Consider the following 25,194-nt stretch of genomic DNA (forward strand, 5'->3'; position numbering starts at 1 on the left):
CACTTTCCTGTTGCGTTACCCTCGCCTTGCCAGCGTCGCGCCGTCGGCGAAGTAGGCTTTAATCCCTGCCAGAATCGACTCTGCAACTTCCTGCTGGAATTTCGCCGTTTTCAATTTACGCTCTTCTTCGACGTTACTGATAAACGCGGTTTCCACCAGAATCGATGGAATATCCGGCGCCTTCAGCACCGCGAAGCCCGCCTGCTCAACCCGGTTCTTGTGCAGGTTATTAATGTTGCCCATCTTTTCCAGCACCGCCTTGCCGAACTTCAGGCTGTCGGCGATGGTCAGCGACTGCACCATGTCGAACATCGTGTGGTCGACGTAGCGATCGCCGCTTTTGCTGACGCCGCCGATCAGGTCAGAGGCGTTCTGGGTCTGCGCCAGATATTTAGCCGCGGTACTGGTGGCTCCTTTGGTTGACAGGGCAAACACCGACGATCCGCTGGGCTGGCGGCTGGTAAACGCGTCGGCGTGAATAGAGACAAACAGGTCGGCGCGCTGCTTCTGCGCTTTGGCGACGCGGACCTTCAGCGGGATAAAGACATCCTCGTTGCGGGTCATATAGACCTTCATATTGCCCTCTTTCTCGATCAGCGCGCGCAGCCGTCGGGCTATCTGCAGCACCACGTCTTTCTCGCGGGTGCGGTATTTTCCCACCGCGCCGGAGTCTTCGCCGCCGTGGCCGGGATCGAGCATGATAACAATGGGCCGATCGCGCCCGGCTTTACCCGGTTTAGGCCCGCTCTCCGCAGGCGGAACCTGCCGCTGTAGATCGCCTTTGTTGTAATCTTCGAGCAGCGCCAGCAGCGGATCCTGCACGTCGGTGGCGTTAGCGGGATAGAGGTCCATGACCAGACGCTCTTTAAACCCGGCGACCGGAGCCAGCGCAAACAGCTGCGGTTTCACGTTCTGTTTCAGCTCAAACACCATGCGCACGGTTTGCGGATCGAACTGCCCCACGCGAGCGGATTGAATATAGGGATCGTCACCGCGAATCTGACTCCCCATACCTTTCAGTACGGAGTTGAGATTAACCCCTTCCAGATCCACCACCACACGTTCAGGATTGCTGAGCGCAAACTGCCGATATTTCAGGATATGGTTGGACTCCACGGTGACGCGCGTGTAGGTCGATGATGGCCAGACGCGTACGGCAACCACCTGCGCCGCGGCAGCCAACCCAACCGGACTCACACTCATTAACCACATGGCGCCCGCCCCCTGTAAAAATCGGCGGCGGCTTAATCCTGACTTGTATCCCGACATGCCACTCCCAAGCAGTAAGAAATCATTCGTATTTAAAACAAACAGATTGACCGGAAACTTTAACGAAAGGCGCATAACCTGTCATCTATAAAAGGGTAAACAATCTTTGACACCCTGATTTGGCTCACACTGTTTTCCCGGCTCAGCCAAAAATTGGGGCTTGCGTTTGCCGGCGAAACAGAATAAAAATACAGTAATTACGAATAATCATGCATTGAGGTTGTGTCATGGTGAAGGAACGTCGCACCGAACTGGTAGAGGGATTCCGCCATTCTGTCCCCTATATTAATGCCCATCGGGGTAAAACGTTTGTCATCATGCTGGGCGGGGAAGCCATCGAGCATGATAATTTCTCTAGTATAGTCAATGACATTGGCCTGCTTCACAGCCTGGGAATTCGTCTGGTGGTGGTCTATGGCGCCCGTCCGCAGATCGATGCCAACCTGGCGGAGCATCGTCACGAGCCGGTTTATCATAAACAAACCCGAGTGACTGACGCCAAAACGCTCGAGCTGGTTAAGCAGGCGGCGGGCATGCTGCAGCTGGAAATTACCGCTCGCCTGTCGATGAGCCTCAACAACACGCCGCTGCAGGGCGCCCATATCAACGTGGTCAGTGGCAACTTCATTATCGCGCAGCCGTTAGGCGTGGACGACGGCGTGGATTACTGTCACAGCGGGCGCATCCGGCGCATCGATGAAGAAGCCATTCACCGCCAGCTGGATAACGGCGCGATTGTGCTGATGGGCCCGGTTGCGGTGTCGGTCACCGGCGAAAGTTTTAACCTGACCTCCGAAGAGATTGCGACCCAGCTGGCGATTAAGCTGAAGGCCGAAAAGATGATCGGCTTCTGCTCATCGCAGGGGGTTCACAATCAGGATGGCGAGATCGTCCCCGAGCTGTTCCCCAACGAAGCCCAGGCGCGGGTGGAAGAGATGGAAGCGGACGAAGACTACAGCTCCGGCACCGTGCGCTTTCTGCGCGGCGCGGTAAAAGCCTGCCGCAGCGGCGTGCGCCGCTGCCACCTGATCAGCTATCAGGAAAACGGCACCCTGCTGCAGGAGCTGTTCTCACGCGACGGTATCGGTACCCAGATAGTGATGGAGAGCGCCGAGCAGATCCGCCGCGCCACCATTAACGATATCGGCGGCATCCTCGAGCTGATTAGCCCGCTGGAGCAGCAGGGCATTCTGGTCAGGCGTTCGCGCGAACAGCTGGAGATGGAAATCGATAAATTCACCATTATTCAGCGCGACAACACCACCATCGCCTGCGCCGCGCTCTATCCTTTCCCGGAAGAGAAGATCGGCGAAATGGCCTGCGTGGCGGTGCATCCGGATTACCGCAGCTCATCGCGCGGCGAAGTGCTGCTCGAACGCATTGCCGCGCAGGCGAAGCAAATGGGCCTCAGCAAGCTGTTTGTTCTTACGACCCGCAGCATTCACTGGTTCCAGGAGCGCGGATTTACGCCGGTCGACGTCGACCTGCTGCCGGAGAGCAAAAAAGAGATGTACAACTATCAGCGCCGCTCCAAGGTGCTGATGGCAGACCTGGCCTGATCCCTTCTCCCCGGAAAGCGCGCGGCCGACCGGGGAAAACCTCACTGGGCGGAAAAGATATCCGTCAGGCCGCTGCGTCGTTCGGTACGCGCAGCCACCGCCTGAGTCAGCACCTGCTCATCGGCATAGATCGACAGCTGCCGTTTCGCACGCGTAATGGCGGTATAAACCAGCTCGCGGGTTACCAGCGGCACGCTGCGCGAAGGCAGGATCAGCGCCGCGTGATCGAACTCCGATCCCTGCGATTTATGCACCGTCATCGCCCAGGCGGTATCGTGCTCCGGCAGACGACTTGGCTGTACCGACTTGATGCTGCCATCGGGCATCGGGAACCAGACGCGCAGGCCATCGCCTCTTTCCAGCGCGATGCCGATATCGCCGTTAAACAGCCCCAGCGCGCTGTCGTTGCGGGAGATCATCACCGGCCGTCCTTCATACCAGCGCGAATGCCGCGGTAACGCGATCGCCCGCTTGCGGTTCAGCATCTGCTCCAGCTGTTCGTTCACGCCGCTGACCCCATACGGCCCCTCGCGCAGCGCGCACAGCAGCTGGAATTCGCCAAAGGCGGCGATCATCTCTTCGGGCTCAGCCCGCTCGCGCAGCAGCTGCAGGAAGCGGCCATAGCCCGCCTGTGCCTGATTCAGCATCGCTTCATACTCTTCGGTGGCGCTCAGCGGATACAGGGCGATATCGTCGAACGACTGACGCAGCGTTGCGCGTACCGCGCTGCGCTCGCCGCTGTTCACCGCCCACGCCAGATGGCCGATACCGGAATGGCGACCAAAACGGTAGCTTTTTTGCAGCAGGCACAGGCTGTCGCGCAGCGCACCGGCAACGTTGCCCTCGCCCGCCGGCACCGGCTGGCCGGTCAACCGGGCGAGCTGTGCCGCCCGCGCCGGGGTATAGCCTGCATTAACCCAGGCGCAAATATCCCCCAGCACCGCTCCGGCCTCTACCGACGCCAGCTGATCGCGGTCGCCAAGGAAAATCACCCTTCCGTGCTCAGGCAGCGCGTCGATCAGGCGCGACATCATCGGCAGGTCAATCATTGAGGCTTCATCCACCACCAGCACGTCAAGATGCAGCGGGTTGCCGGCGTGATAGCGCATCCGCTGGCTGCCGGGCTGCGCGCCCAGCAGGCGATGGAGGGTGCTGGCTTCGGTGGGCACCAGCGCCTTTTGTTGGTCGCTGAGAGGGAGGCGGCGCAGCGCCGCGCCGAGGGACTCGGTCAGGCGCGCCGCGGCTTTACCGGTCGGCGCCGCCAGGCGAATACGGCAGCGCGGGTTGGAGAACGTCTGGATCAGCGCGGCCAGCAGTTTAGCGACGGTCGTGGTTTTACCGGTGCCCGGACCGCCGGAAATCACCGAAATCCGTCGGGTCAGGGCGACCGCAGCCGCCACTTTTTGCCAGTCCGTTTCCTCAGCGGGCGGAAACAGCGCGTCGAGCGTCGAAGCCAGCCGGGCTTCATCCACCTCCAGCACCTGATTGGCCTCATTGAAAAAGCGCGCGACGGTTAATTCGTTGCGCCACATGCGGTTGAGGTAAAGCCGTTCGCCGCAGAGGATCATCGGCGTCGGGCGCTCACCGCCGCTGACCGCCTCAGCATCGTTAAGCAGCGGCAGCCAGCCGTCCGGGGCGCCGGTCAGCTCAAGGATCTGCTCACTCAGGCCTGCCGCTTTTGCGCTCAGCAGCTCATCCTCGGCGAGACGCGAAATCGGCAGGCAGACGTGGCCTTCACCGGCATCGCGGCTGAGAATGGCGGCGGTGAGCTTCACCGCCGGATGCGCCTCCTGCGCCACCATGAGCGCAAACTGGACGTCCAGCGGGCGCAGCAGGCGCTGTTCAACCGCCTGCAGTAACAGTTCATCCATGGTCATAGCACAACCTCCTGGGTTTCCCCGGCAAACAGCGCATCGAGGCCGTTAATCAGCGGCAGCGCCGGCCGGGTGGTGAAGATACCCTGCCCGCCGTCCTGCCCGTCCATGCCGCGTAAAAAGAGATAAATAACACCGCCGAAGTGGCGTTCGTAATCATAATCGGCAATGCGGTGGCGTAAATATCGGTGCAGCGCCAGGCTATAGAGCTGGTACTGCAAATCGTAACGGTGCGAACGCATTGCCTGCCGCATCGCGTCCTGGGTATAGGCCTCGCGATTTTCCCCCAGCCAGTTGGATTTGTAATCCAGCAGGTAATAGCGACCGTTGTGGCGAAACACCAGGTCGATAAAGCCTTTCAGCATCCCCCGCACCTGGCGGAAATCGAGCGTTGGGGTATCCACGGAGAGCGGATCGTACTGACGAATCAGCGCATCCAGACGCAGGGGATCCAGCGGCTGTTCGATGGGCAGATAAAACGCCATCTCCACCTGTTTATCGCCTTCGCTCAGCTGATTAAGGGCAATCCCCGCGCCGGGCAGAGGGGTACGCAGCACGCCGTCGAGCCATGCGGTCAGTACCGGGGTCCACTTTTCCTCGAAGCCGCTCAGCTGGAGCCTGGCCGCCATCCAGTCGGCGGGAACCGGCTGGGTAAAATCGAGATCTTCGAACAAACTGTGGAGAAACGTCCCCGGCGACGCGCCGCGGGGGAACTGGTGCGGCGTAAGCTGCGGCTCTTCCGCAACCTCACCGACGCCGGCAGCATCGACATCCAGACGCGGCAGAAGATCCTGCGCCGCGCTGTGTCCATTCTGCTGCAGGCCGGAGTAGCTGGTGACCCGCCAGTCATCGGTCACCGAACGCGCGAGCAAACGGGCTGAAAGCGGCGGTAGCGCCGCCTGCGGAGCCTGCCACGGAGTTGGCGCAGCCGTATCCGGGAGCCGCAGGGCGATCTCCCCGCTGCAGAACGCCTGCAGGCGGGCCATCAGCCCTGCGGCATCCATCGCTTCCCCGCCCTGCAGCAGTCGGCCCAGCGCGCTGTGGTGAAAATCGCTGGCGCCGGGCTTGTCGCTGCGCCGGGTGCTGAGCGGCGCAACGCCAAGGCTGCAGTGCCAGACCGCACGGGTCAGCGCGACGTAAAGCAGGCGCAGATCTTCGGCCAGGCGTTCGGCCTCCGCCAGCTCCATGCTGCCCTCCGCCTGCCCCAGGTCGAGAACGGCGGCAAAGGAGGTTCTGTCGTGATAAAACGCCTGATCCTGTTTACGGAAACGCGCAATAAACGGCAGCCAGACCAGCGGATACTCCAGCCCTTTCGATTTATGGATGGTGACGATCTGCACCAGGTGCTTATCGCTCTCCAGGCGCATCTGCTGGCTGGAGGCGTTGCTATCCGGCTCGGCGATATGCTGCGCCAGCCAGCGCACCAGCGCATGTTCGCTCTCCAGCTGGTTCGCCGCCTCCTGTAGCAGCTCGCTGATATGCAGGATATCGGTCAGGCGCCGCTCGCCGCCGCTGGTCGCCAGCAGGTTTTCGGCAATGCGCCGCGCGGTCATCAGCGCGCGCAGCATCGGCATCACGCCGCGCTGCCGCCAGACTTGCCGGTAGCCGCTAAACTCTTCTACCAGCTCATCCCAGGCCCGTTCGCTCTGGTTGAGGTTTTCAATGTCCTGCGCGTTGAGGCCGAACATTGCGGTTGCCAGCGCGCTGCGCAGGGTATTTTCCCGCTCGGGGGCCAGCACCGCCTGCAGCACCCACAGCAGCTCCTGCGCCTCGGGGGTTTCAAACACGCTATCGCGGTTGGAGAGATAGACGGAGGGAATCGACAGCAGCTGAAGGGCATCGCGAATTAACGACGCCTCCTGACGATTGCGCACCAGCACCGTGATGTCCGAAGCCCGCACGGGTTCAGCTTTTTCACCGCGCCACAGCAGCGCCTTGCCCTGCTGGCCCGCGCTGAGCCAGTCGCGAATTTGCGCCGCGCACAGCTGGGCCATAAACGCCTGGTAATCCCCCGCCCCGACGGCCTCGCCCGACATCAGCCAGATATTCATCGCCGGTACCGCAGCATCATCGACGGTAAAGCGCAGCCCCTGGTTTTTATCGGCCGACTTCACCGGCATAAACGGGATTTCGCGGAACATAAAGGGGTTATCGCTGAGGCTAAACAGGCGATTGACGCTATCAACCATCCCCGGCGCAGAGCGCCAGTTGGTATCGAGCGTATAGTGGGCGGTGACGTCCCCACGCGCTTTCATGTAGGTAAAGATATCCGCGCCGCGGAAGGCGTAAATGGCCTGTTTGGGGTCACCAATCAGCAGCAGCGCGGTGTCTGCCTGGCGCCGCCAGATGCGGCGAAAGATGCGGTACTGCTGCGGGTCGGTATCCTGAAATTCGTCGATCATCGCCACCGGAAAGCGCTGGCGAATCGCGCTGGCCAGCGCTTCGCCGCTCTCCCCGCGCAGGGCGTCATCCAGGCGGCTAAGCATATCGTCAAAGCCCAGCTCGCCGCGGCGGCGTTTCTCCCGCGCGACCGCTTCGCGGATTTCAACCATCGCCCTGGCAATCACCAGATCGGTCAAGGTTAACGGTGTCGCCAGCAGCGCTTCTACCGCGCTGAACAGCGGGTGTACCGGCGGCGCGCCGTCCGCTTTGGTGCGCTCAAGCAAGAAGGCCTGGGAGAACTTCTCCAGCGCATCCGGAAGCTGGTAGCTGAGGGTCTCTTCCTGGGCCCAGGCGGTCACTTTCTCCAGCCATTTCCCCTGATTGCCGCGATTAAACTTGCGCCGGTCGAGGCCCGAGTTTTCCAGCACCGCCTCAACCTCGCCCACCTGTGCCAGCCACTGCTGCTTCAGCGCGTTGATGCGTTCGATAATTTGCTGATGGCGTTCGGCCAGCGTTTCGTCAGCCGGCGGCGGCGATTTGAGCTGCGGCGCCTCTCCCTGTAGCCAGCGGTCGATGGATTTCAGCAGATCGCGCGGCCCTTTCCACGCTTCGTGGATAACCGCCGCGATGTCACGCGGCAGCGGGTAACAGTGGCGACGCCAGAAGTCGGCGCAGGCCTGATAGCGCAGGCGGGATTCATCTTCAATCAGCTGCTGTTCGAACAGCATGCCGGACTCAAAGGCGTTAAGGCTCAGCATCCGCTGGCAGAAGCCGTGAATGGTAAATACCGCCGCTTCGTCCATCTGCCGTTCGGCCAGCAGCAGCGTTTGCGCCGCCTGGGTTTTATCGGCGATTTCCGCCAGCAGCCCGGCGTAGAGAGGATTGTCGGTACTTTCGCGCAGGCAGGCGATACGCAGCTCGTGGATATTGCTGCGAATACGCCCGCGCAGCTCTTCGGTCGCCGCTTCGGTAAAGGTCACTACCAGCAGCTCTTCCACGCTGACCTGGCGGGGAAAGGCGGATTCCCCGCCCAGCCCCAGCAGCAGCCGCAGATAGAGGGCGGCAATGGTAAAGGTTTTTCCTGTGCCCGCAGAGGCTTCTATCAGGCGCTCGCCCGTCAGGGGCAAGCGCAGTGGGTCAAGAGACTCGGCGGTGTCGGTCATTCATTCTCTCGCATCAGGGGTAAGGATTTCTGCAATGCGCTGACGTTCTCCCAGACTTTGCCATCCTGCGGATGCGCGTATTCCGCCTTGCCATTCTGGCTACCGGAAACCTGGGAGAGAATTGCCATGCCCTGCGGATCCACCACCGTCTGATGGAAGAAGTCGGCAAGCTTTTGCGGCGTCAGCAGTTTAATCTGAGCCACTACTTTATCACGTGAATCGAAGCGCATATTACCGCGATCGAAATCTTTGCTCAGCTTCGACGCTTCATCGCCCAGCGTTTGCGGCGCTTCCAGCATCTGACCGATCACCGCCTGCTGAATCTGCGCAAACTCTTCCGGCTTCATTGCCCGCAGTTTGGCTTCCGCCGTGGGGAAGAAGGCCTGGAAACGCTGCCAGAGGTAAGCCGGCTGCTTATCGCTGCTTTGCAGCAGGAAGCCCATCCCCCACTGGCGGCCAACGTTCATCGAGAAGGCGAAGACCGCGTAGCCCAGCTGCTCTTCCGTACGTAGCTGGTTATAGAACCACGGCTGTACGATTTGCCCGAGGAGCGAGCTGGCGGCAGAGCTGGCGTATTCGTCCACGTTCGGCGGCGCGAAGACGGCGGCCAGCGCGGAATCGGTACTGTTGCCCGCTTTTTCAAAAATCGCCAGCTGTTTACGATCGACCAGAACGTCTTTGTTACGGCACCACTCGTTGCCGTCGGCGCCCAGCTGTTTTTGAATCTGCCGCGCCATGGCGGTGGATTGATCGGCGGTAAGATTACCGATGACCATCAGCTCCGGTCGCCCTTTCGCCTTGAGATTATCGCGGTATTCCAGCACCTCTTTCAGGGTGATCGATGGCAGCAGCGCCCGACGCTCTTCGCGCTGGAAGTACGGCACCTGAGAAACCATCTGAATCGGCATGATCGCCTGATCGTAGGCTTTGCCTTTATCCGCCGAATCCATCATCTGGGCGTACCAGGATTTAGCCTGCTCCAGCTGCTCTTCGGTTGGCGTATAGCTGAAGTAACCGTCGAGCAGGGCGTTAAACAGCTCAGGTAGATGCTGCGTATAGCCGTTGGCGTTAACCATCAGGCCGTTATTCGCGCCGGTAGAGAAGCTTATCCCCCCGACCGCCGCCTGGTTGCTGAGCTGGTCGAGCGCAATGCCCGCCAGATAATCATTGAGCGCAAACATCACCTGCCGGCGGGCGCTGTCCATTGCCTGCGGGTTACGCAGAACCAGCGAAATATCCGCTTTCGGTTCGCTGGCGAAGTACTGGCTCGGCGCGTAAATCACCCGCAGCGTCGGTTCATCTACAATCAGCTGCGGATGCGGGTAAGCCTTGTCGCTTTTGATTAAGCTGAAATCATCCGGAATATAGGGGTTCAGCACCGGCAGCTTGAGGTCGATGGCGCTGGACTTCTGCTGCCAGTCGGCAAAGGTCTGCTCGCTGATCTTATCCACCTGATAGGGCGCATTGACGAAGTAGGCGGTCTTGTTATGCGGCTCTTTCGGGCTGATGTACCAGATGCGGGCGTTTTGCGGCGTCATCATCGCCAGGCGGTCTTCGATCGCCTGCGGATCGTAGCGATCGGCAATGTTGACAACGTCCAGCGTATGCTCGACCGGCACGCGGATCATGGTGTCCGCCAGCCATTCGACGTAATCCATATTGCGGTTGATGGACGGGTAGCGGAAGTCGAGCGCCAGCACGTGGGCCAGCTCATCAAAATAGCGCTTATCGATTCCCTGGCTGCGCAGCAGATTGAGGTAGCTGAAGATGGCCGCGGTAACTTCATCGCGGTGCGCCAGACCTTTGTCCGTCAGGGTCGCGGATATAGCCAGCACCCCGCTGTTGCCGTTCACCACCGGGTCGGAGTCCGCGCGAATCCCTTCAACCAGCCCCTGCTTTTGCAGCCAGTCTGAGAGCGTGCCGGGACTGCGATTACCGATCATATAGGTCACCAGCTCGTCGGTTTTGCTGCGGAACTTGTCGCTATTATTATCAATGCGGAACTCCACGCGCAGCACTTTACGAGGCATCGCCGGAACGTAGTGAATGATGATGCCCTTTTGCGCATCGGTCACCACCGGGACGGTAATCTCCGGTTTGCTGATATCGTGGTTCGGCACGCGACCGTAGGTGGCCGCCGCGATGCTCGCCAGCTCCGGCAGAGGCTTGTTGCTGTAGATCACCGCTTTCATCAGGTTGGCGGAATACCAGCTATCGCGAAAGGCGTGCAGGGCATCAAGCACCGGTTTGCCGGGCTTGTCGCTCAACGTTTCAAGGTTACCGCCGGAAAACTGCGAGCCGGGGTGCGCCGGGTTAATGGTTTCCGCGCTAACCTGCGCCATTCGCATCCCGTCCCGGGTACGCGCCATCGTGAGCTCGGCGTTAACCGCATTACGCTCGCGGTCGGCATATTTTTTATCCAGCAGCGGCGCGGCGATGGCGTCGGCCAGGCGATCGACCGCGCCGTCCAGGGCATCGTTTTCCACTTCAAGATAGAAGGCGGTGCGATACGGGGCGGTGCTGGCATTGTGGCTGCCGCCGTGCATTTTGAGATACTCGGCGAGGCTGTCAGGCTGGGGATACTTTTTCGAGCCCATCAGCGTCATATGCTCCAGGAAGTGAGCCAGCCCCTGATGCTCGGCGGGATCCTGCAGCGATCCCACGGGAACGACCAGCGCCGACAGCGATTTTACCGCCTGGGGATCGGAAACCAGCAGCACTACCATGCCGTTATCGAGGCGGATCGCCTGATATTGACGGGTATCTTTTTCGCTTTTACGGATGGTTTCCTGGATCGGTTGCCATCCGGTGTCTGCCTGACTTAACGGCGCCCAAAGGGCGGCCAGTAAAACAATAACCTTGAACCATAAACTGCGGGGCATTCACGGACCTCATCATTAACAAACCTGGCGCTGCATAATTGGCAGCCTTTATAAACATCAGTCCGTGATTCGTTGCGCATCATAAATGAACTGCCATCCAGTGCGCAATTTTTATACTATTACAATGTTATTCGGACTGATGGAAACGAAACACCGGTAGCAAATAACGCTGCGTTTGCGTCAGGATCTCTTCATAGTATTCCGCTTCCAGCGTGCGCCACAGGCGCTGATACCAGACGTCGGCACCTTCGCCGCTGACCACCATGTTCCCTTCATAAGCCTGAAGAAATTTACTGCGCGCTTTTTGCTGCGTCTCTTCGTCCATTAACATGACATCCTTTTCGGCGTCATAACAGACTTTTAGCCATGCGCCGCCGCTTTCCGGCAGCAGCAGCAGCGGTTTGGACATTCCCTGCAGGTAACCGTCAACCAGATCGTTGAGGTAGCCCTGGGCCTGCTCCTGCGCCAGCGGTGGAAAACGCCACTCGCCCTCTTTGCGCACAAAGAGCCGACTTTCGCCGGTACCGCCGCTAGCACAATAGACAAGATGCTCCAGCCAAAGTTGCATCCCCTGCGCCACGCTTAATAGCGAAGGCCGCCAGCGCAGCAAACCGTCGGATTGTACCTGCTGCAGCCAGCCGGTGATGTTGACTCCGTTGCATTGCAGATCGATTTCCATGCTCTGCCCCGGCTGGCGGCAGGCGATCACCCGTTCGGCCAGATTTTGCATCTCCTGACGCTGGGTCTCCCAGGCCAGTTCGCCGAACGCGCCATAGGGTAGCTCCCCGGCGGCACGGAAGCGGCGATACATTGCCGAGGCATCCTGCTGCTCAATCAGCGTATTGAGCAGCTGCTGGTTCAGCTGATAGCGGCTCAGCCCTTCGAGGGTAAAAGGTTCATCGTCGGGGATCTCGCTCTCCTCCGAGCGGAAATTCACCCGCAGCCGCTGCTGAAAGAACGCGCGAACAGGATGCTGCCAGAAGCGCAGCAGCTGTTCGAACGGTAAGTGATCGATGTCCGGTACCGGTAGCGGCTGGATGAACGCGCCGTGCGCTTCCCCCTGCTGGCTGGCGGCCGCCAGCCATTCCCGGGCATAGCTTTGATCTTCATTAGCCAGAAAATTGGCGGCATCGAAAGGCATGCGGGTATGCAGATGCGTGATGTGCTCTTTGACCCGCCGTTCGCTGGCATCGCAGTCCAGCTCTTCGTCCCCTTCCAGGCAGTGGCTCTGGCCGATGTAGTCCGCCAGCTCCTGAACCAGAACGGAGGGATAGCGCTCGCTATTGTCCTGAATGGAACGACCGATATAGCTGATATAGAGCTTCTGCTCGGCCGACATCAGGGCTTCAAGGAACAGATAGCGGTCGTCGTCGCGACGGCTACGGTCTCCGCGCTGCGGCTTCTGGCTCATTAAATCGAAGCCCAGCGGCGCCAGGGTGCGCGGATAAACGCCGTCGTTCATCCCCAGCAGGCAGACCACCTTGAAAGGAATCGAACGCATCGGCATCAGGGTACAAATGTTAACCGGCCCGGCGAGAAAGCGCTGGCTGATGCGCTGCTGATCGAGCCTCTGGGACAGCTCATCGCGCAGCAAAGAGAGCGGTACCGTTTCGCCATACTGCGCGTCGACGCCGCCGTCAATCACCGCCTGCCACTGCTGTTCTATCAGCGCCAGGGCGGCTTCCGTTTCGCTGTCCGGAAGGAAGAAGTCGTTCAGCAGGTCGCGGCATACCGGCAGCCACTCGGCTAATGGGCGATCCTGTGCCAGCCCGCGGCGCCAGAGATTAAGCTGCATCAGCAGCGATGCCAGGTTGCCCACCAGCTCGGCGATAAGCCCGCTCGACTCATCATAAGGCAGCACCGAGCGCCACTCCCCTTCGCTGCTGTCCATGGCGTAGCCCAACAGCATACGCGTCAGGCCAAAGCGCCAGGTATGCTGGCCGGTAGCCGGGAGATCGAGTTCACGCACGTTGTCGTCATCCATTCCCCAGCGTACGCCGGATTCGTTAACCCACTGGCGCAGGTAGCGCAGCCCCTCTTCGTTAATGTTAAAGCGCGCGGCCAGCACCGGCACATCCAGCAGCGCCAGCACGTCTTCGCTGGCAAAGCGGCTGTCGGGCAGCGAAAGCAGGGTGATAAACGCCTGCAGCGCCGGATGCGATTCGCGGGCCCGCCGGTCGGATATCGCCCACGGCAGCCAGCGCTCGCCGCTGGCGCTGCCGAAGACCGCCTGAATATAGGGGCTGTAGCTATCGATATCCGCCACCATGACGATAATATCGCGCGGCGTGAGCTCGGGATTCTCTTCGAGCATCGCCAGCAGCCGGTCGTGCAGCACCTCAACCTCGCGCTGCGGGCTATGGCAGACATGAATCGTCAGGCTGCGGTCGTCCGCCGCCAGCAGCCGCTTGCTGCGGCTGTTGGCAAACTCCTCGGCGCTGCGCCCGGCCACCGCCGCATTACGCAGTTCGAGAATATCCGCCTGAAGATTATGCAGCAGGTTATCCGGCGCGATATCGACAAAGGCGTCCAGCTCTTCATAGCGCTCAAGACCCGCCAGCAGGTAAATATAGTCGCGCCCCAGCTTGCCCCAGGAGGCCAGCAGCGGATTGCCGACATCCTGTTCCCCGGCATCGTTGAATAATCCCGGAGCCTGTTGCGTATCGCGAAACAGGGGCAGCTCTCGCGTCGTTTCGCGGTGGTGGCGGCGCTGGCGGGAGAGCAGCTTTGCCAGAAATGCCGGATCTTTAATGTCGCCCCAGTAGTAGCGGCACGGGTTAGTGAAGAGAACATATACATCGACATGCTTACCCAGCGCCTGGAGCGCCTGCAGGTATACCGGCGGCAGCGCCGAAATCCCGCAGATAAACACCCGCGACGGTAGCCCGGCGGGCGGCTGTTCGGCGGCCTCAAGCGCGCTGATAAAGCGTTGGTATAAATTGGCGCGATGCCACAGCGGCTGGCCCAGCTCAGCGGTATATTCCACCAGCGCTTTCCACAGCGGCGCCTGCCACTCCTGCGCGTCTCCAAGCCCGTCAACGCGCTGGTCGGCCTCCCAGCGCATCAGCCATTCGGGGCGATAAACCAGATACTGATCATAGAGATCCGCCACTCTGGCGGCCAGCTGAAACAGCTTGCGCTTGTCGCTATCGTCGTGCAGATAGTGGCGCAGTAGCGTAAAGGCTTCATCGTTCAGCCGCTGCGGTAGCAGGGTCATGAGTTTCCAGCTCATACTTTGCTTACTGAACGCGCTTTCTCCGGGAATATCTTTTAACACCCGCACGAACATGTCCCAGATAAAACTGGCGGGTAGCGGGAACTCAATGTTGGCCGCAATCCCAAAGCGCTGCGCCAGCGTCATCTGCAGCCACTGCGCCATCCCGGTACTCTGTACCAGCACCATTTCCGGCATAAAAGGGTCATCCAGCCGCTGGCGCTCGACGATAAACTCCATCAAGGCTTCAAGCACATCCAGACGGTTTGAGTGGTACACCCTTAACATATTCGCTCCTGGCTACTGACTGACCGGGCAGTGCAGCCGGGTCATCTGCGCCCGCCTGGCTGCGGGCATCGTGATCGTTACCGTGATGCTGACACATCTTTGCACCGATGTCTGCATGCGGGATACCTGGCGATTCGCGGGAATCACCGGTGGGCTAAGCTGACTGAATCGCCACGCATCGCGCCACAGTTGACGGTACTGGTTGAGCTGCATAAAGCCGTTGGCCAGCCCACGCTGATAGCCCGCCAGCGCGGTCACGGTTGCGATAAGCAAGACTAAAGCCAGCAGCGTTTCGGGCAGGCTAAACCCTCTCTGCCGCCTCAAGGCATCTGGCATAGGCTTGCCTCCTTTAACGGGCAAAAATCGCTCCAGCCGTGAGGCGAAAAGCGGACGCGGTTTTGTTCGATTACGCCTGACTGCCACAGCAGTATGCCGCCGCCATCGCTGCCGCCAATCAGCAATACCGAGGCGTCGCTAAAGACTCGCAGGCAGGCGCGCCAGCCGAGCGCCGCGTTCTGCTGGCAGCTAACCGTTTCCTGAAGCGGCCAGACGAGCCCCTTTCCCCACTGCAGCGCGGAATGCGCATCAGCGGCATCGCCAAGCGCCCGCGTTTCGCTGGCCGTCTGCGCTAACAGCGAACGCTGCTGCTGGTGCAGCCCCTGGAGTAATAGCGTGCCGAGCGCTAACAGCAGCAGCACCATCAGCAGCGAAGAGAGCCCGCGCTGGCGATTCACAGGTTATATCCCGTTACGCCGTATTCCGCCCGCGCGCGGATTTGCGGGTCGGCGACCGAGTGCGCCGCAAGGGTAATCGATAATTCAGGCGCGAAGCCCGCCCTCTCCAGGCGCGTAACCTGAAACGCGGTGACCTGAATCACCGCCGGGTTGGTCATTTTCTCCCAGCCTTTGCCGCTGCAGGCGCTTGCGCCGCGCAGGGTTTCCAGCGCGCCATCGCGCAGGCGAAACCCGGTGGTATCCGATTCCGATGACGGCGCGCTATTCCAGACGCCATCGCTGTTGCTATCCCAGCTCACCAGCAGGCAATCACCGCCCTCTGCGATATACAGCGCCTGCCCGTAACAGCGGCCGCGGCAGTATCCGGCGCGCTGCAGATGCTTCGCGACGGTGTAGATTCGCTGCCAGAGCTCATTTTCCAGCGACTGCTGCCGGGTCTGGCGAAGCGCGGCCCACTGCAGCGCCGGAAGAAAACGCGCGCTGCCGAGCAGCAGCACGGAGCTGATGGCCATCGCGATCAGCGTTTCCGGCAGGGAAAAGCCGCGCTGTTTTACAGACACGATGCCGTCTCCTCGCCGCGACACAGGCGGATGCGCCCCCAGTGAGAAACGATAATGTTCCAGCCGCCCGCCGCGCTTTGCAGGCGGATATGCCCGGCCCAGGCGGTATTACGCAGGCCATAAAACCCCAGCCCCGGCGTCATCGCGCTGAGCGAAACCTCCGGCCATAGCGGTTGCAGCGTGAAAGCGTCCCTGCGGAGACAGTCGGCCATCGCCCCGCTGGCGCTCAGGCACCAGCCCTCCGCGCTTTGGCCGACGCTTAATACCCTGTCGCGGTTGTGCCAGTTGGCGTCATCGCGTAGCAGCACCAGGTAGTCGCGGACCTGGCAGGCGGTTTGCCACAGGCGCTGCTGCCGTTGCCAGCTCTGCCAGCCGTACAGCCCGCTGGCGCCGAGAATGACGACCACGACCATGGTGAGCAGGGTTTCAATCAGGGTATAGCCATGTTCTCTGTTCATGGGCCAAGTATGCGGAGCATTGAGGCTTTATTCGAACGGTAAAATGCGGGTTTGCGGCGCGCGCCGGAGAGTATTAAAGGCGTTGCAGCGGGTTTCAACAGTGCCGGAAATCTGCTCGCAAAAAAGCGTTCCGTTGGGGGAATAAAGCTGGCCGTCGGCTCGGCTGAGGCATAAAAAAACCGGCGCTCGCAGGCGCCGGTTTTTCGTCGTCACTTCCGGGTTAAATCGCCACTGGCGCTTTAATCCCCGGATGCGGGTCGTAGCCTTCGATTTCGAAGTCTTCAAAACGGTAGTCGAAAATCGATGCCGGCTTACGTTTGATCACCAGCTTCGGCAGCGCCCGCGGTTCGCGGCTCAGCTGCAGATGCGTCTGCTCCATGTGGTTGCTGTACAGGTGCGTATCGCCGCCGGTCCAGACAAAATCGCCCACTTCGAGGTCGCACTGCTGCGCCACCATATGCACCAGCAGCGCGTAGCTGGCGATATTGAACGGCAGGCCGAGGAATACGTCGCACGAGCGCTGATAGAGCTGGCAGGAGAGCTTGCCGTCGGCGACGTAGAACTGGAAGAACGCGTGGCACGGGGCCAGCGCCATTTTGTTCAGCTCGCCGACGTTCCATGCCGAGACGATAATCCGGCGAGAATCCGGGTCGTTTTTCAGCTGTTCCATCACCGTGCTGATCTGGTCGATATGACGGCCGTCCGGCGCGGGCCAGGAGCGCCACTGCTTGCCGTAAACCGGCCCCAGATCGCCGTTTTCATCCGCCCATTCGTCCCAGATAGTGACGTTGTTTTCGTGCAGATACGCCACGTTGGTGTCACCCTGCAGGAACCACAGCAGTTCATGGATGATGGAGCGTAAATGACAGCGCTTGGTCGTCACCAACGGGAATCCTTCCTGCAGGTTAAAACGCATCTGGTGACCGAAGATGGAGACGGTGCCGGTACCGGTGCGGTCATTTTTTTGCGTGCCCTCATCGAGCACTTTCTGCATCAAATCAAGATACTGTTTCATGGTTCCTCAAGAATTTTGTTGCTGCGGACGACAACGGTACGCCCAGACCATCATGATGATACCCGCAAGCACCATCGGAATCGAAAGAATCTGCCCCATGCTGATGTACTGTACCCAGCCGCCGGTAAACTGGGCATCGGGCTGACGGAAGAACTCCACGATGATGCGGAACAGACCGTAGCCAATGAGGAACAGGCCGGAAACCGAACCGGCCGGACGCGGCTTGCGGATAAACAGGTTCAGGATCAGGAACAGCACGACGCCTTCCAGCGCCAGCTCATAGAGCTGCGAAGCATGACGCGGCAGCGCGCCGTAGGTATCGAACAGCGATTGCCACTCGGGATGCGACGGCAGCAGCGCCAGGTCTTCTGCCCGAGAGCCGGGGAAAATCATGGTGTAGTGGAAGTTCGGATCGACGCGGCCCCACAGTTCACCGTTGATAAAGTTGCCCAGACGCCCGGCGCCGAGGCCAAACGGAATCAGCGGCGCAATGAAGTCGGAAACCTGGAAGAAGGTGCGCTTCGTGCGTTTGGCGAAAATGATCATCACCAGAATCACGCCGATCAGGCCGCCGTGGAAGGACATACCGCCGTCCCAGACGCGGAACAGATAGAGCGGATCGTCGAGGAACACCGGCAGGTTGTAGAAGAAGACATAGCCAAGACGCCCGCCGAGGAAAACCCCGAGGAAGCCGGCGTACAGCAGGTTTTCAACTTCGTTTTTTGTCCAACCGCTGCCCGGACGATTGGCCCGACGGGTGGCCAACCACATCGCAAAAACAAACCCAACCAGGTACATCAGACCGTACCAGTGGAGGGAGACCGGTCCAATGGAAAAAATTACCGGATCAAACTCCGGAAAATGCAGGTAGCCACTATTCATCTGTCACCATAAACACTTGTTATTCCGCCGAAAGTGGACAGCGGGGATCGTTCGCGCGCGTCAGAAACGGGCGCTCCAAAGGCTGCGAATGATAGCATAAGCGCGAAGGGCGATCCGCGCCGGACATGTAAAAGATATGTATACGAATGCGAATTCGCGGCTGAGCATTCCCGGAGGCGGCGCGCTGCGCCTGTCCGGGCTACCCAACCCTCAGGCCGCCCGAACCTCGTCAGCGTAGTCCCGGGTCACGGCTAACGCCTTACCCGGGCTACAAATTCATGAACCGTAGCCCGTGCTAGCGGCCGCCGCGAATCAGGCCGCCGAGTCCGCGTCGCTCCATAAAAGCCGCGACCTGATGGCGCACTTCGGCGGTCATCTGCGCTTCCAGGCTACGCTGGGAAAGCTCCTGGGCTTCATTGATATCGATGCGCCGCAGCAAATACTTCACTCTCGCCACCGAACGACCGTTCATCGACAGATGACGATAGCCCATACCAATCAGGATCGTCACGCACATCGGATCGCCCGCCATTTCGCCACACAGGCGCAGGTCGATACCAAAACGCTCGGCGTCGCGGGCAATCATCGCCAGCGCCCGCAGTACCCCCGGATGCAGGCTGTCATACATACTCGCGACCCGGGTGTTGTTGCGATCCACCGCCAGAATGTACTGGGTCAGATCGTTGGTGCCAACGGAGATAAAATCAACGCGGTTCGCCAGCTGCGGCAGCATAAAGACCATCGACGGCACTTCCAGCATCACGCCAAGACGCGGGCGGGGAATGGCGTAGCCGATCATCTCTTCCACTTCGCGGCTGGCGCGATCGATCAGGCGACGAGCCTCATCCACTTCATCCAGGCTGGTGACCATCGGTAGCAGGATGCTGAGGTTTCCGGTTGCCGCGTTGGCCCGCAGCATCGCGCGGACCTGTACCAGAAAGATCTCCGGCTGATCGAGCGTGATCCGAATACCGCGCCAGCCAAGGCACGGATTCTCTTCGCTGATCGGCATATACGGCAGCTGTTTATCCGCGCCGATGTCCAGCGTGCGCAGCGTCACCGATTTCTCGTTGAACATCTGCAGCATGCCCTGATACTGGGCAACCTGCTCCTCTTCGGAAGGGAAGCCGCTTTGCAGCATAAAGGGGATTTCGGTACGGTAAAGGCCAATACCGTCGACGAAATTGCCGAGTTTTTCTTCATGCTCGGGGCTCAGGCCCGCGTTGAGCATGACTTTTACCCGCTCGCCGCTTTTCAGTTCGGAAGCGCGTTCAAGATCGTCCTCGGCCAGGCGGCTAAGCTCGTTCTCTTCGCTGATCAGGCGCTGATACTCTTGCAGCAGCACCGGCTCGGGATCGACCAGCAGCTCGCCGCGATAGCCGTCGACAATCAGCGTATGGCCGTGCAGCAGCGAAGGCTGAATATCCGCCCCCATCACCGTCGGAATGCCCAGCGCGCGCACCATAATCGCGGCGTGGGAGTTCGCCGCGCCATCGCGCACCACCACGCCGGCTAAACGATCCTGAGGAACCTCCGCTAAGGTGGTGGCCGACAGTTCATCCGCCACCAGCACGATGCGCTCCGGCCAGGTATTGGGCCCCTGGATACTGTCATCGAGATGGAAAAGCAGCCGCTGGCCCAGCGTGCGCAGATCGCCCGCGCGCTCTTTCAGGTAGCCGTCGCTGAGCGCGGCAAACTGTTCGGCGAATTTCTCGATGATCTTCTTCACCGCCCATTCGGCCACCGCGCCTTTATCCACTTCAGCGAACAGCTCGCGGCGCAGGCGCGCGTCGGAAAGCAGGTGCGAATAGAGGTCAAAGATGGCCGCCGTTTCTTTCTGCGCGCCGGCAGAGTAGCGTTTGCTGTAGCGGCGAAACTCATTCGCCGCCTCTTCCAGCGCGCCGGTCAGCCGCTCGCGCTCGGAAGCGGTATCGAGCGTCGAGGCTTCATAAACCTGCTCCATCAGCGGCAGGCTGACGTCCATCCAGCCTTCGGCAATCGCCACGCCTGACGAGGCGGGCAGCGCGCGGATGCGGGTCTGACGATATTGGCCAAACAGCGCGTTCAGCTGGGATTGAGAGAGAATGCCGGCGATTTGCGTGGCCAGGGTGACCAGGAAGGACTCTTCGCTTTCGTCAAACTGGCGCAGTTCGCGCTGCTGCACAACCAGCACGCCGAGCAGCTGACGCCGCTGGATAATCGGCACGCCGAGGAAGGCGCGAAAGCGGCCCTCTTTGACCGCGGGAATATATTTAAAGCTGGGGTGCTTTTGCGCGTCGGCGAGGTTAATAGGTTCGGCCAGGCGGCCAACCAGGCCCACGAGGCCTTCGTCAAAAGCGAGCGCAACGATGCGCCCGCGCGGCTTTTTCAACCCGCGCGTCGCCATCAGGTAATAACAGCGTCGGTCATTGTCAGCCAGATAAACCGAACAGACTTCCGTCTCCATCGCGGCGCAGATATCGGTGACCAGGATATCCAGCGCCTCGTTTAAACGCGGCGCACTCGCGACCTTCTCGACTATTTCTCGCAACCGAGTGAGCATAATGTGCGTGGCTTAACCTCTTTTACGTCGATATGCAGGCGCGCTTTGCGGCTTAGGCGTGCTTTCCGCCAGCGCCATGGTGACGCTGGCAAACTCTTTCATCACCCTGCGGTATACGTCGCGCTTAAACGACACCACCTGACGCACCGGGTACCAGTAGCTTACCCATCGCCAGCCATCAAACTCAGGTGTACTGCTGGTTTGCATATTGACATCCGCATCGCTGCCGATCAATTGCAGGAGAAACCACTTCTGTTTCTGGCCGATACATACCGGCTTTGTGTCCCAACGCACCAAACGTTTAGGCAATTTGTAACGCAACCAGTTACGGGTTGAAGCAAGGATCCGCACATCTTTACGGCTTAGCCCAACTTCTTCGAACAATTCCCGATACATCGCCTGCTCTGCTGATTCCCCTGGATTTATGCCCCCTTGCGGGAACTGCCACGAGTGCTGACCATAGCGCCTGGCCCACATAACCTGGCCCTGGCGATTACAGATTACAATACCGACATTTGGGCGGTAGCCATCGTCATCAATCACCGGACTACCTCAAAATAAGCTTCAATGTGAATGATTGTTTCACACTCGTTGGAAACGGTAAACCACTCTGTGAGGGGGATGAGATCGAATAACATTTGAATAACTCACAGTAATACCCGGAGTTATAAACAGCGAAAGCCATACCCGGACGATTTTATTCACTTTTTCTGTGGATAGAGTTGTGAAGAAGTACGGAATTAACCAGGGAAAACCCGGAATCATCCGAACAGCGTAGCGATAGCACCTGATTATAATGACCTAATTTTCATAAAGTTAGCATGTTAAAATTTCATAATTCACAGTATAACGTGACGATCATCACATAAGAGATCCTGGAACTGATGAAAGATCGAGCAATGTTGGTTTTATCCACAGATTACGCATGTGCTCTGGGCATATTTTGTCTAAAAACTCGATTTTCATCTCACGTCAAGGCTGTAAATGGAAACAGTAGTGGGGCTTTTCCCCAGTTATCCCATTTTTCTGTGGATAACAGGGTGTAAGATCCTGTTCATTGTCGGTGACCAGTTCTGGAAAACCCGGTTTCACCATTTTCACCGCGGCAAAAAATCGCAAAAAAAACCATATGAATCATCAAATTGTCATACTTACTCAAGAAAAGGTAAACTCTATCCACAACGGATGAAATTACTGCTCACTTTTTAGTCAGAGGTTTTACGTTATGCCGACCATCGCGCCGCTCTTATCCCCCCCGCAAAGCCAGGAGCAGCTTCTGGCCCAGGCGCAGCAGCTGGCAGGCTATTCGCTGGGGGAGCTGGCCCAGCTTGCCGGAATTCCGATTCCGCGCGATTTAAAACGTGATAAAGGCTGGATCGGCATCCTGCTGGAGATATGGCTTGGCGCCAGCGCAGGCAGCAAGCCGGAGCAGGATTTCGCCGCCCTCGGCGTCGAGCTGAAAACCATCCCCATCGATTCATCAGGTCGCCCGCTGGAAACCACCTTTGTCTGCGTCGCGCCGCTGACCGGCAACAGCGGCGTCACCTGGGAGAGCAGCCACGTGCGTCATAAGCTCAAGCGGGTACTGTGGGTACCGGTAGAGGGCGATCGCGCGATTCCTTTGGCCGAACGCCGCGTCGGCGCACCGCTGCTGTGGAGCCCCAGCGAAGAAGAAGATCGCCAGCTGCGTATGGATTGGGAAGAGCTGATGGATTTGATCGTCCTCGGCCAGGTCGAGCGCATCACCGCCCGCCACGGCGAAGTGCTGCAGCTGCGCCCGAAAGCGGCAAACAGCAAAGCGCTGACCGAGGCGGTAGGCGCCCGCGGCGAACCGATCCTCACCCTACCGCGCGGTTTCTATCTGAAGAAAAACTTTACCGCCGCCCTGCTCGCCCGCCATTTCCTTCTCTCCTCGAAATAACGGCCTGGAGATGATTAATTTTTTGTTCTGCCGTGGCGGTTGCATATACTCGCATCTTTCTATTTTGCAGGACTTTGAACGATGTTATTTGCATGGGTAACCGATCCTAACGCCTGGCTGGCGCTTGGTACGCTGACGCTGCTGGAGATAGTGCTCGGGATCGATAATATTATTTTCCTCTCTCTGGTGGTGGCAAAACTGCCCACAGCGCAACGGGCCCACGCCCGCCGTATTGGGCTGATGGGGGCGATGATCATGCGTCTGGCGCTGCTGGCGTCAATCGCGTGGGTCGTCAAGCTCACTAATCCTCTCTTTACCGTGCTAGGCCAGGAGATCTCGTTTCGCGATCTGATCCTCCTGCTGGGCGGGCTGTTCCTGATCTGGAAGGCGAGTAAAGAAATTCACGAATCCATTGAAGGCGAAGAAGAAGGGCTGAAAACCAACGTCCATTCATTTATGGGCGCCATCGTGCAGATTATGCTGCTGGATATTATTTTCAGCCTCGATTCGGTGATCACCGCCGTCGGGCTGTCGGACCATCTGTTTATTATGATGGCGGCAGTGGTTATCGCGGTGCTGGTGATGATGGTTGCCGCCCGTTCGATAGGCGATTTTGTTGACCGCCATCCTTCGGTGAAAATGCTGGCGCTGTCGTTTTTGATCCTCGTCGGCTTTACGCTGATGCTCGAAAGTTTCGACGTGCACGTGCCGAAAGGCTACATCTATTTCGCGATGTTCTTTTCGATTGCGGTTGAAAGTCTCAACCTGCTGCGCAATAAAAAAAATCCGCTGTAGCCCGCTAAAATGCAGCCCTGAAACGGGCTGCAATTCTTTTTTAAGACTTAACTGCTTTTTATGTCTCACAAATCAGGCTATTAATATACTGGTACGAGGTGCGGCTATAATAGGGGTGATAGCGATGAAAAAATGGGCAGTATTGATTTCCGCGGTAGGACTGGCGTTCTCGGTTTCCGGTTGCAGCAGCGATTACGTCATGGCAACCAAAGATGGTCGCATGATTCTGACCGACGGCAAACCCGCCATAGACGACGACACCGGCCTTATCAGCTACGAAGATCAGCAGGGTAATAAAATGCAGATCAATCGTGACGACGTTTCGCAGATTATTAAACGTTAAGTCCCGCCGTCAGGTCGCGATTTAGCGTTTTATCGCACCATTGAGCAGCGTTCTTTATTCTTCAGCATTCAGAGAAAAGTCGGGATAAACCTGATCTGTCCGCGAGGATTCATCAGGCCGGATTCCGTCAGCCCGGCTTTTTTGATTTTTTTACTTCCCCTTTTTCTCCCCCTCTGCCATTTTTATATTCCTTTGTCGGGGAACGCCTGACCTTGTTGATAAAAAAGGAAGCCGGCTATGCAGTATCACCGTATCCCACACAGTTCTCTTGAAATCAGCACGCTGGGGCTGGGCACAATGACGTTTGGTGAGCAGAATAGCGAGGCAGACGCGCACGAGCAGCTCGATTACGCGGTGAGTCAGGGCATTAACCTGATTGACGTCGCGGAAATGTATCCCGTCCCGCCGCGCCCGGAAACCCAGGGCCTGACGGAAACCTACGTCGGTAACTGGCTGGCGAAGCGCGGCAATCGCGAAAAGCTGATTATCGCCTCTAAAGTGAGCGGCCCTGCCCGCAATAACGACAGCAGCATTCGTCCTGACCACAAGCTGGATCGTAAAAATATCCGTGAGGCGCTGCACGACAGCCTGAAGCGCCTGCAGACCGATTATCTCGACCTCTATCAGGTACACTGGCCGCAGCGCCCGACCAACTGTTTCGGCAAGCTGGGCTACACCTGGGCCGATTCCGCCCCGGTCGTCACCCTGCTGGATACGCTGGACGCGCTGGCCGAATTCCAGCGCGCCGGCAAGATTCGCTATATCGGGGTCTCTAACGAAACGGCGTTTGGCGTGATGCGCTATCTTCATCTGGCGGACAAGCACGACCTGCCGCGCATCGCGACGATCCAGAACCCGTACAGCCTGGTGAACCGCAGCTTTGAAGTGGGCCTGGCGGAAGTCAGCCAGTATGAAGGCGTGGAGCTGCTGGCCTATTCCTGCCTGGCGTTCGGCACGCTGACCGGGAAATACCTCAACGGCGCAAAACCGGCAGGCGCACGCAATACGCTGTTCAGCCGTTTTACGCGCTACAGCGGCGAGCAGACGCAAAAAGCGGTGGCAGCCTATGTCGATATCGCGAAGCGGCACAACCTTGACCCGGCGCAGATGGCGCTGGCCTTCGTACGTCGTCAGCCGTTTGTCGCCAGCACCCTGCTGGGCGCGACCACCATGGAGCAGCTGAAAACCAACGTCGAAAGCCTGCATCTGGAGCTGAGCGCAGAGGTTTTAGCCGAGATTGAAGCGGTGCATCAGGTTTATACCTACCCGGCACCGTAAGGCCGTAAAAGCCCCCGGAGGCGATGCTACGCATC

The 25,194-nt window shown here is 59.1% G+C and carries 18 protein-coding genes and 1 pseudogene; 6 read left to right on the top strand and 13 right to left on the bottom strand.

Annotated elements, in window-relative coordinates; genetic code table 11:
- Window positions 1–15 precede the first annotated feature (15 nt).
- Window positions 16–1,269, bottom strand: a complete 1,254-nt coding sequence (gene amiC / locus MKleb_RS22240; RefSeq protein WP_014226651.1) for an N-acetylmuramoyl-L-alanine amidase AmiC — start codon at window positions 1,267–1,269, stop codon at window positions 16–18.
- Between the two features lie 227 nt (window positions 1,270–1,496).
- Here amiC and argA point away from each other — a divergent pair, with 227 nt between their 5' ends.
- Window positions 1,497–2,828: an amino-acid N-acetyltransferase gene (gene argA / locus MKleb_RS22245; RefSeq protein WP_004853841.1), complete on the top strand. Its 1,332-nt coding sequence runs from the start codon at window positions 1,497–1,499 to the stop codon at window positions 2,826–2,828.
- 41 nt (window positions 2,829–2,869) lie between these two features.
- Here argA and recD read toward each other — a convergent pair whose 3' ends face one another.
- The 12 genes from recD to rppH all read right to left on the bottom strand — a co-directional run bounded on the left by recD (window position 2,870) and on the right by rppH (window position 21,365).
- On the bottom strand, window positions 2,870–4,705 hold the full coding sequence (gene recD / locus MKleb_RS22250) for an exodeoxyribonuclease V subunit alpha (protein ID WP_025107420.1): 1,836 nt from the start codon (window positions 4,703–4,705) through the stop codon (window positions 2,870–2,872).
- Complete coding sequence (gene recB, locus MKleb_RS22255) at window positions 4,702–8,247, bottom strand: exodeoxyribonuclease V subunit beta (RefSeq protein WP_025107419.1); 3,546 nt, start codon at window positions 8,245–8,247, stop codon at window positions 4,702–4,704. The genes recD and recB overlap by 4 nt, the downstream gene beginning before the upstream one ends.
- Complete coding sequence (ptrA, locus tag MKleb_RS22260) at window positions 8,244–11,129, bottom strand: pitrilysin (RefSeq protein ID WP_025107418.1); 2,886 nt, start codon at window positions 11,127–11,129, stop codon at window positions 8,244–8,246. Before ptrA ends, recB begins: the two co-directional genes overlap by 4 nt.
- A gap of 127 nt (window positions 11,130–11,256) precedes the next feature.
- Window positions 11,257–14,631, bottom strand: coding sequence for an exodeoxyribonuclease V subunit gamma (gene recC / locus MKleb_RS22265; RefSeq protein ID WP_025107417.1), 3,375 nt, complete (start codon window positions 14,629–14,631; stop codon window positions 11,257–11,259).
- Between the two features lie 12 nt (window positions 14,632–14,643).
- The gene (locus tag MKleb_RS22270; RefSeq protein ID WP_014226656.1) at window positions 14,644–14,967 is read right to left on the bottom strand and encodes a prepilin-type N-terminal cleavage/methylation domain-containing protein; all 324 of its coding nucleotides are present in this window, start codon (window positions 14,965–14,967) and stop codon (window positions 14,644–14,646) included.
- On the bottom strand, window positions 14,952–15,365 hold the full coding sequence (locus tag MKleb_RS22275; RefSeq protein WP_014226657.1) for a DUF2509 family protein: 414 nt from the start codon (window positions 15,363–15,365) through the stop codon (window positions 14,952–14,954). The genes MKleb_RS22270 and MKleb_RS22275 overlap by 16 nt, the downstream gene beginning before the upstream one ends.
- Entirely contained in the window at window positions 15,362–15,925 is a 564-nt protein-coding gene (locus MKleb_RS22280; protein WP_025107416.1) for a prepilin peptidase-dependent protein, read from the bottom strand. Before MKleb_RS22280 ends, MKleb_RS22275 begins: the two co-directional genes overlap by 4 nt.
- Complete coding sequence (locus MKleb_RS22285) at window positions 15,916–16,383, bottom strand: prepilin peptidase-dependent protein (protein ID WP_025107415.1); 468 nt, start codon at window positions 16,381–16,383, stop codon at window positions 15,916–15,918. Before MKleb_RS22285 ends, MKleb_RS22280 begins: the two co-directional genes overlap by 10 nt.
- Window positions 16,384–16,603: 220 nt before the next feature.
- Window positions 16,604–17,398 (bottom strand): thymidylate synthase, encoded by a 795-nt coding sequence (thyA, locus tag MKleb_RS22290; RefSeq protein ID WP_004124584.1) that lies wholly within the window; start codon window positions 17,396–17,398, stop codon window positions 16,604–16,606.
- A 6-nt stretch (window positions 17,399–17,404) separates the two neighbouring features.
- Window positions 17,405–18,280 carry a prolipoprotein diacylglyceryl transferase gene (gene lgt / locus MKleb_RS22295; protein WP_014226659.1) on the bottom strand — a complete coding sequence of 292 codons (876 nt, stop codon included), beginning with the start codon at window positions 18,278–18,280 and terminating at the stop codon, window positions 17,405–17,407.
- Window positions 18,281–18,575: 295 nt separating this feature from the next.
- Window positions 18,576–20,822: a phosphoenolpyruvate--protein phosphotransferase gene (gene ptsP / locus MKleb_RS22300; RefSeq protein ID WP_004853863.1), complete on the bottom strand. Its 2,247-nt coding sequence runs from the start codon at window positions 20,820–20,822 to the stop codon at window positions 18,576–18,578.
- 12 nt (window positions 20,823–20,834) lie between these two features.
- Window positions 20,835–21,365: an RNA pyrophosphohydrolase gene (gene rppH / locus MKleb_RS22305; protein WP_004124593.1), complete on the bottom strand. Its 531-nt coding sequence runs from the start codon at window positions 21,363–21,365 to the stop codon at window positions 20,835–20,837.
- Between the two features lie 453 nt (window positions 21,366–21,818).
- Between rppH and MKleb_RS30235 the strand changes: the two are divergent.
- From MKleb_RS30235 to MKleb_RS22325, 5 genes and pseudogenes are all read left to right on the top strand, one after another.
- A pseudogene (locus MKleb_RS30235) lies at window positions 21,819–21,959 on the top strand (hypothetical protein); the annotation flags it as partial.
- A gap of 88 nt (window positions 21,960–22,047) precedes the next feature.
- A complete protein-coding gene (mutH, locus tag MKleb_RS22310; protein WP_014226661.1) occupies window positions 22,048–22,743 on the top strand; it encodes a DNA mismatch repair endonuclease MutH in 696 nt (231 codons plus the stop codon).
- Window positions 22,744–22,824: 81 nt separating this feature from the next.
- Window positions 22,825–23,538 (top strand): TerC family protein, encoded by a 714-nt coding sequence (locus tag MKleb_RS22315; RefSeq protein ID WP_004105253.1) that lies wholly within the window; start codon window positions 22,825–22,827, stop codon window positions 23,536–23,538.
- 124 nt (window positions 23,539–23,662) lie between these two features.
- A complete protein-coding gene (locus tag MKleb_RS22320) occupies window positions 23,663–23,881 on the top strand; it encodes a YgdI/YgdR family lipoprotein (protein WP_004105255.1) in 219 nt (72 codons plus the stop codon).
- Between the two features lie 237 nt (window positions 23,882–24,118).
- Window positions 24,119–25,159: an NADP(H)-dependent aldo-keto reductase gene (locus MKleb_RS22325; RefSeq protein ID WP_025107413.1), complete on the top strand. Its 1,041-nt coding sequence runs from the start codon at window positions 24,119–24,121 to the stop codon at window positions 25,157–25,159.
- Window positions 25,160–25,194 lie beyond the last annotated feature (35 nt).

The organism is Klebsiella sp. PL-2018 (assembly GCF_019048985.1).
GTDB lineage: Bacteria > Pseudomonadota > Gammaproteobacteria > Enterobacterales > Enterobacteriaceae > Klebsiella > Klebsiella michiganensis.

Coding starts and splice junctions, on each gene's coding strand:
- mutH (WP_014226661.1), top strand. CDS start 22,048: ATGCCGACCATCGCGCCGCTCTTATCCCCCCCGCAAAGCCAGGAGCAG.
- MKleb_RS22270 (WP_014226656.1), bottom strand. CDS start 14,967: ATGCCAGATGCCTTGAGGCGGCAGAGAGGGTTTAGCCTGCCCGAAACG.
- MKleb_RS22320 (WP_004105255.1), top strand. CDS start 23,663: ATGAAAAAATGGGCAGTATTGATTTCCGCGGTAGGACTGGCGTTCTCG.
- argA (WP_004853841.1), top strand. CDS start 1,497: ATGGTGAAGGAACGTCGCACCGAACTGGTAGAGGGATTCCGCCATTCT.
- lgt (WP_014226659.1), bottom strand. CDS start 18,280: ATGAATAGTGGCTACCTGCATTTTCCGGAGTTTGATCCGGTAATTTTT.
- recB (WP_025107419.1), bottom strand. CDS start 8,247: ATGACCGACACCGCCGAGTCTCTTGACCCACTGCGCTTGCCCCTGACG.
- ptrA (WP_025107418.1), bottom strand. CDS start 11,129: ATGCCCCGCAGTTTATGGTTCAAGGTTATTGTTTTACTGGCCGCCCTT.
- ptsP (WP_004853863.1), bottom strand. CDS start 20,822: ATGCTCACTCGGTTGCGAGAAATAGTCGAGAAGGTCGCGAGTGCGCCG.
- MKleb_RS22285 (WP_025107415.1), bottom strand. CDS start 16,383: ATGAACAGAGAACATGGCTATACCCTGATTGAAACCCTGCTCACCATG.
- recC (WP_025107417.1), bottom strand. CDS start 14,631: ATGTTAAGGGTGTACCACTCAAACCGTCTGGATGTGCTTGAAGCCTTG.
- recD (WP_025107420.1), bottom strand. CDS start 4,705: ATGACCATGGATGAACTGTTACTGCAGGCGGTTGAACAGCGCCTGCTG.
- thyA (WP_004124584.1), bottom strand. CDS start 17,398: ATGAAACAGTATCTTGATTTGATGCAGAAAGTGCTCGATGAGGGCACG.
- MKleb_RS22325 (WP_025107413.1), top strand. CDS start 24,119: ATGCAGTATCACCGTATCCCACACAGTTCTCTTGAAATCAGCACGCTG.
- amiC (WP_014226651.1), bottom strand. CDS start 1,269: ATGTCGGGATACAAGTCAGGATTAAGCCGCCGCCGATTTTTACAGGGG.
- MKleb_RS22315 (WP_004105253.1), top strand. CDS start 22,825: ATGTTATTTGCATGGGTAACCGATCCTAACGCCTGGCTGGCGCTTGGT.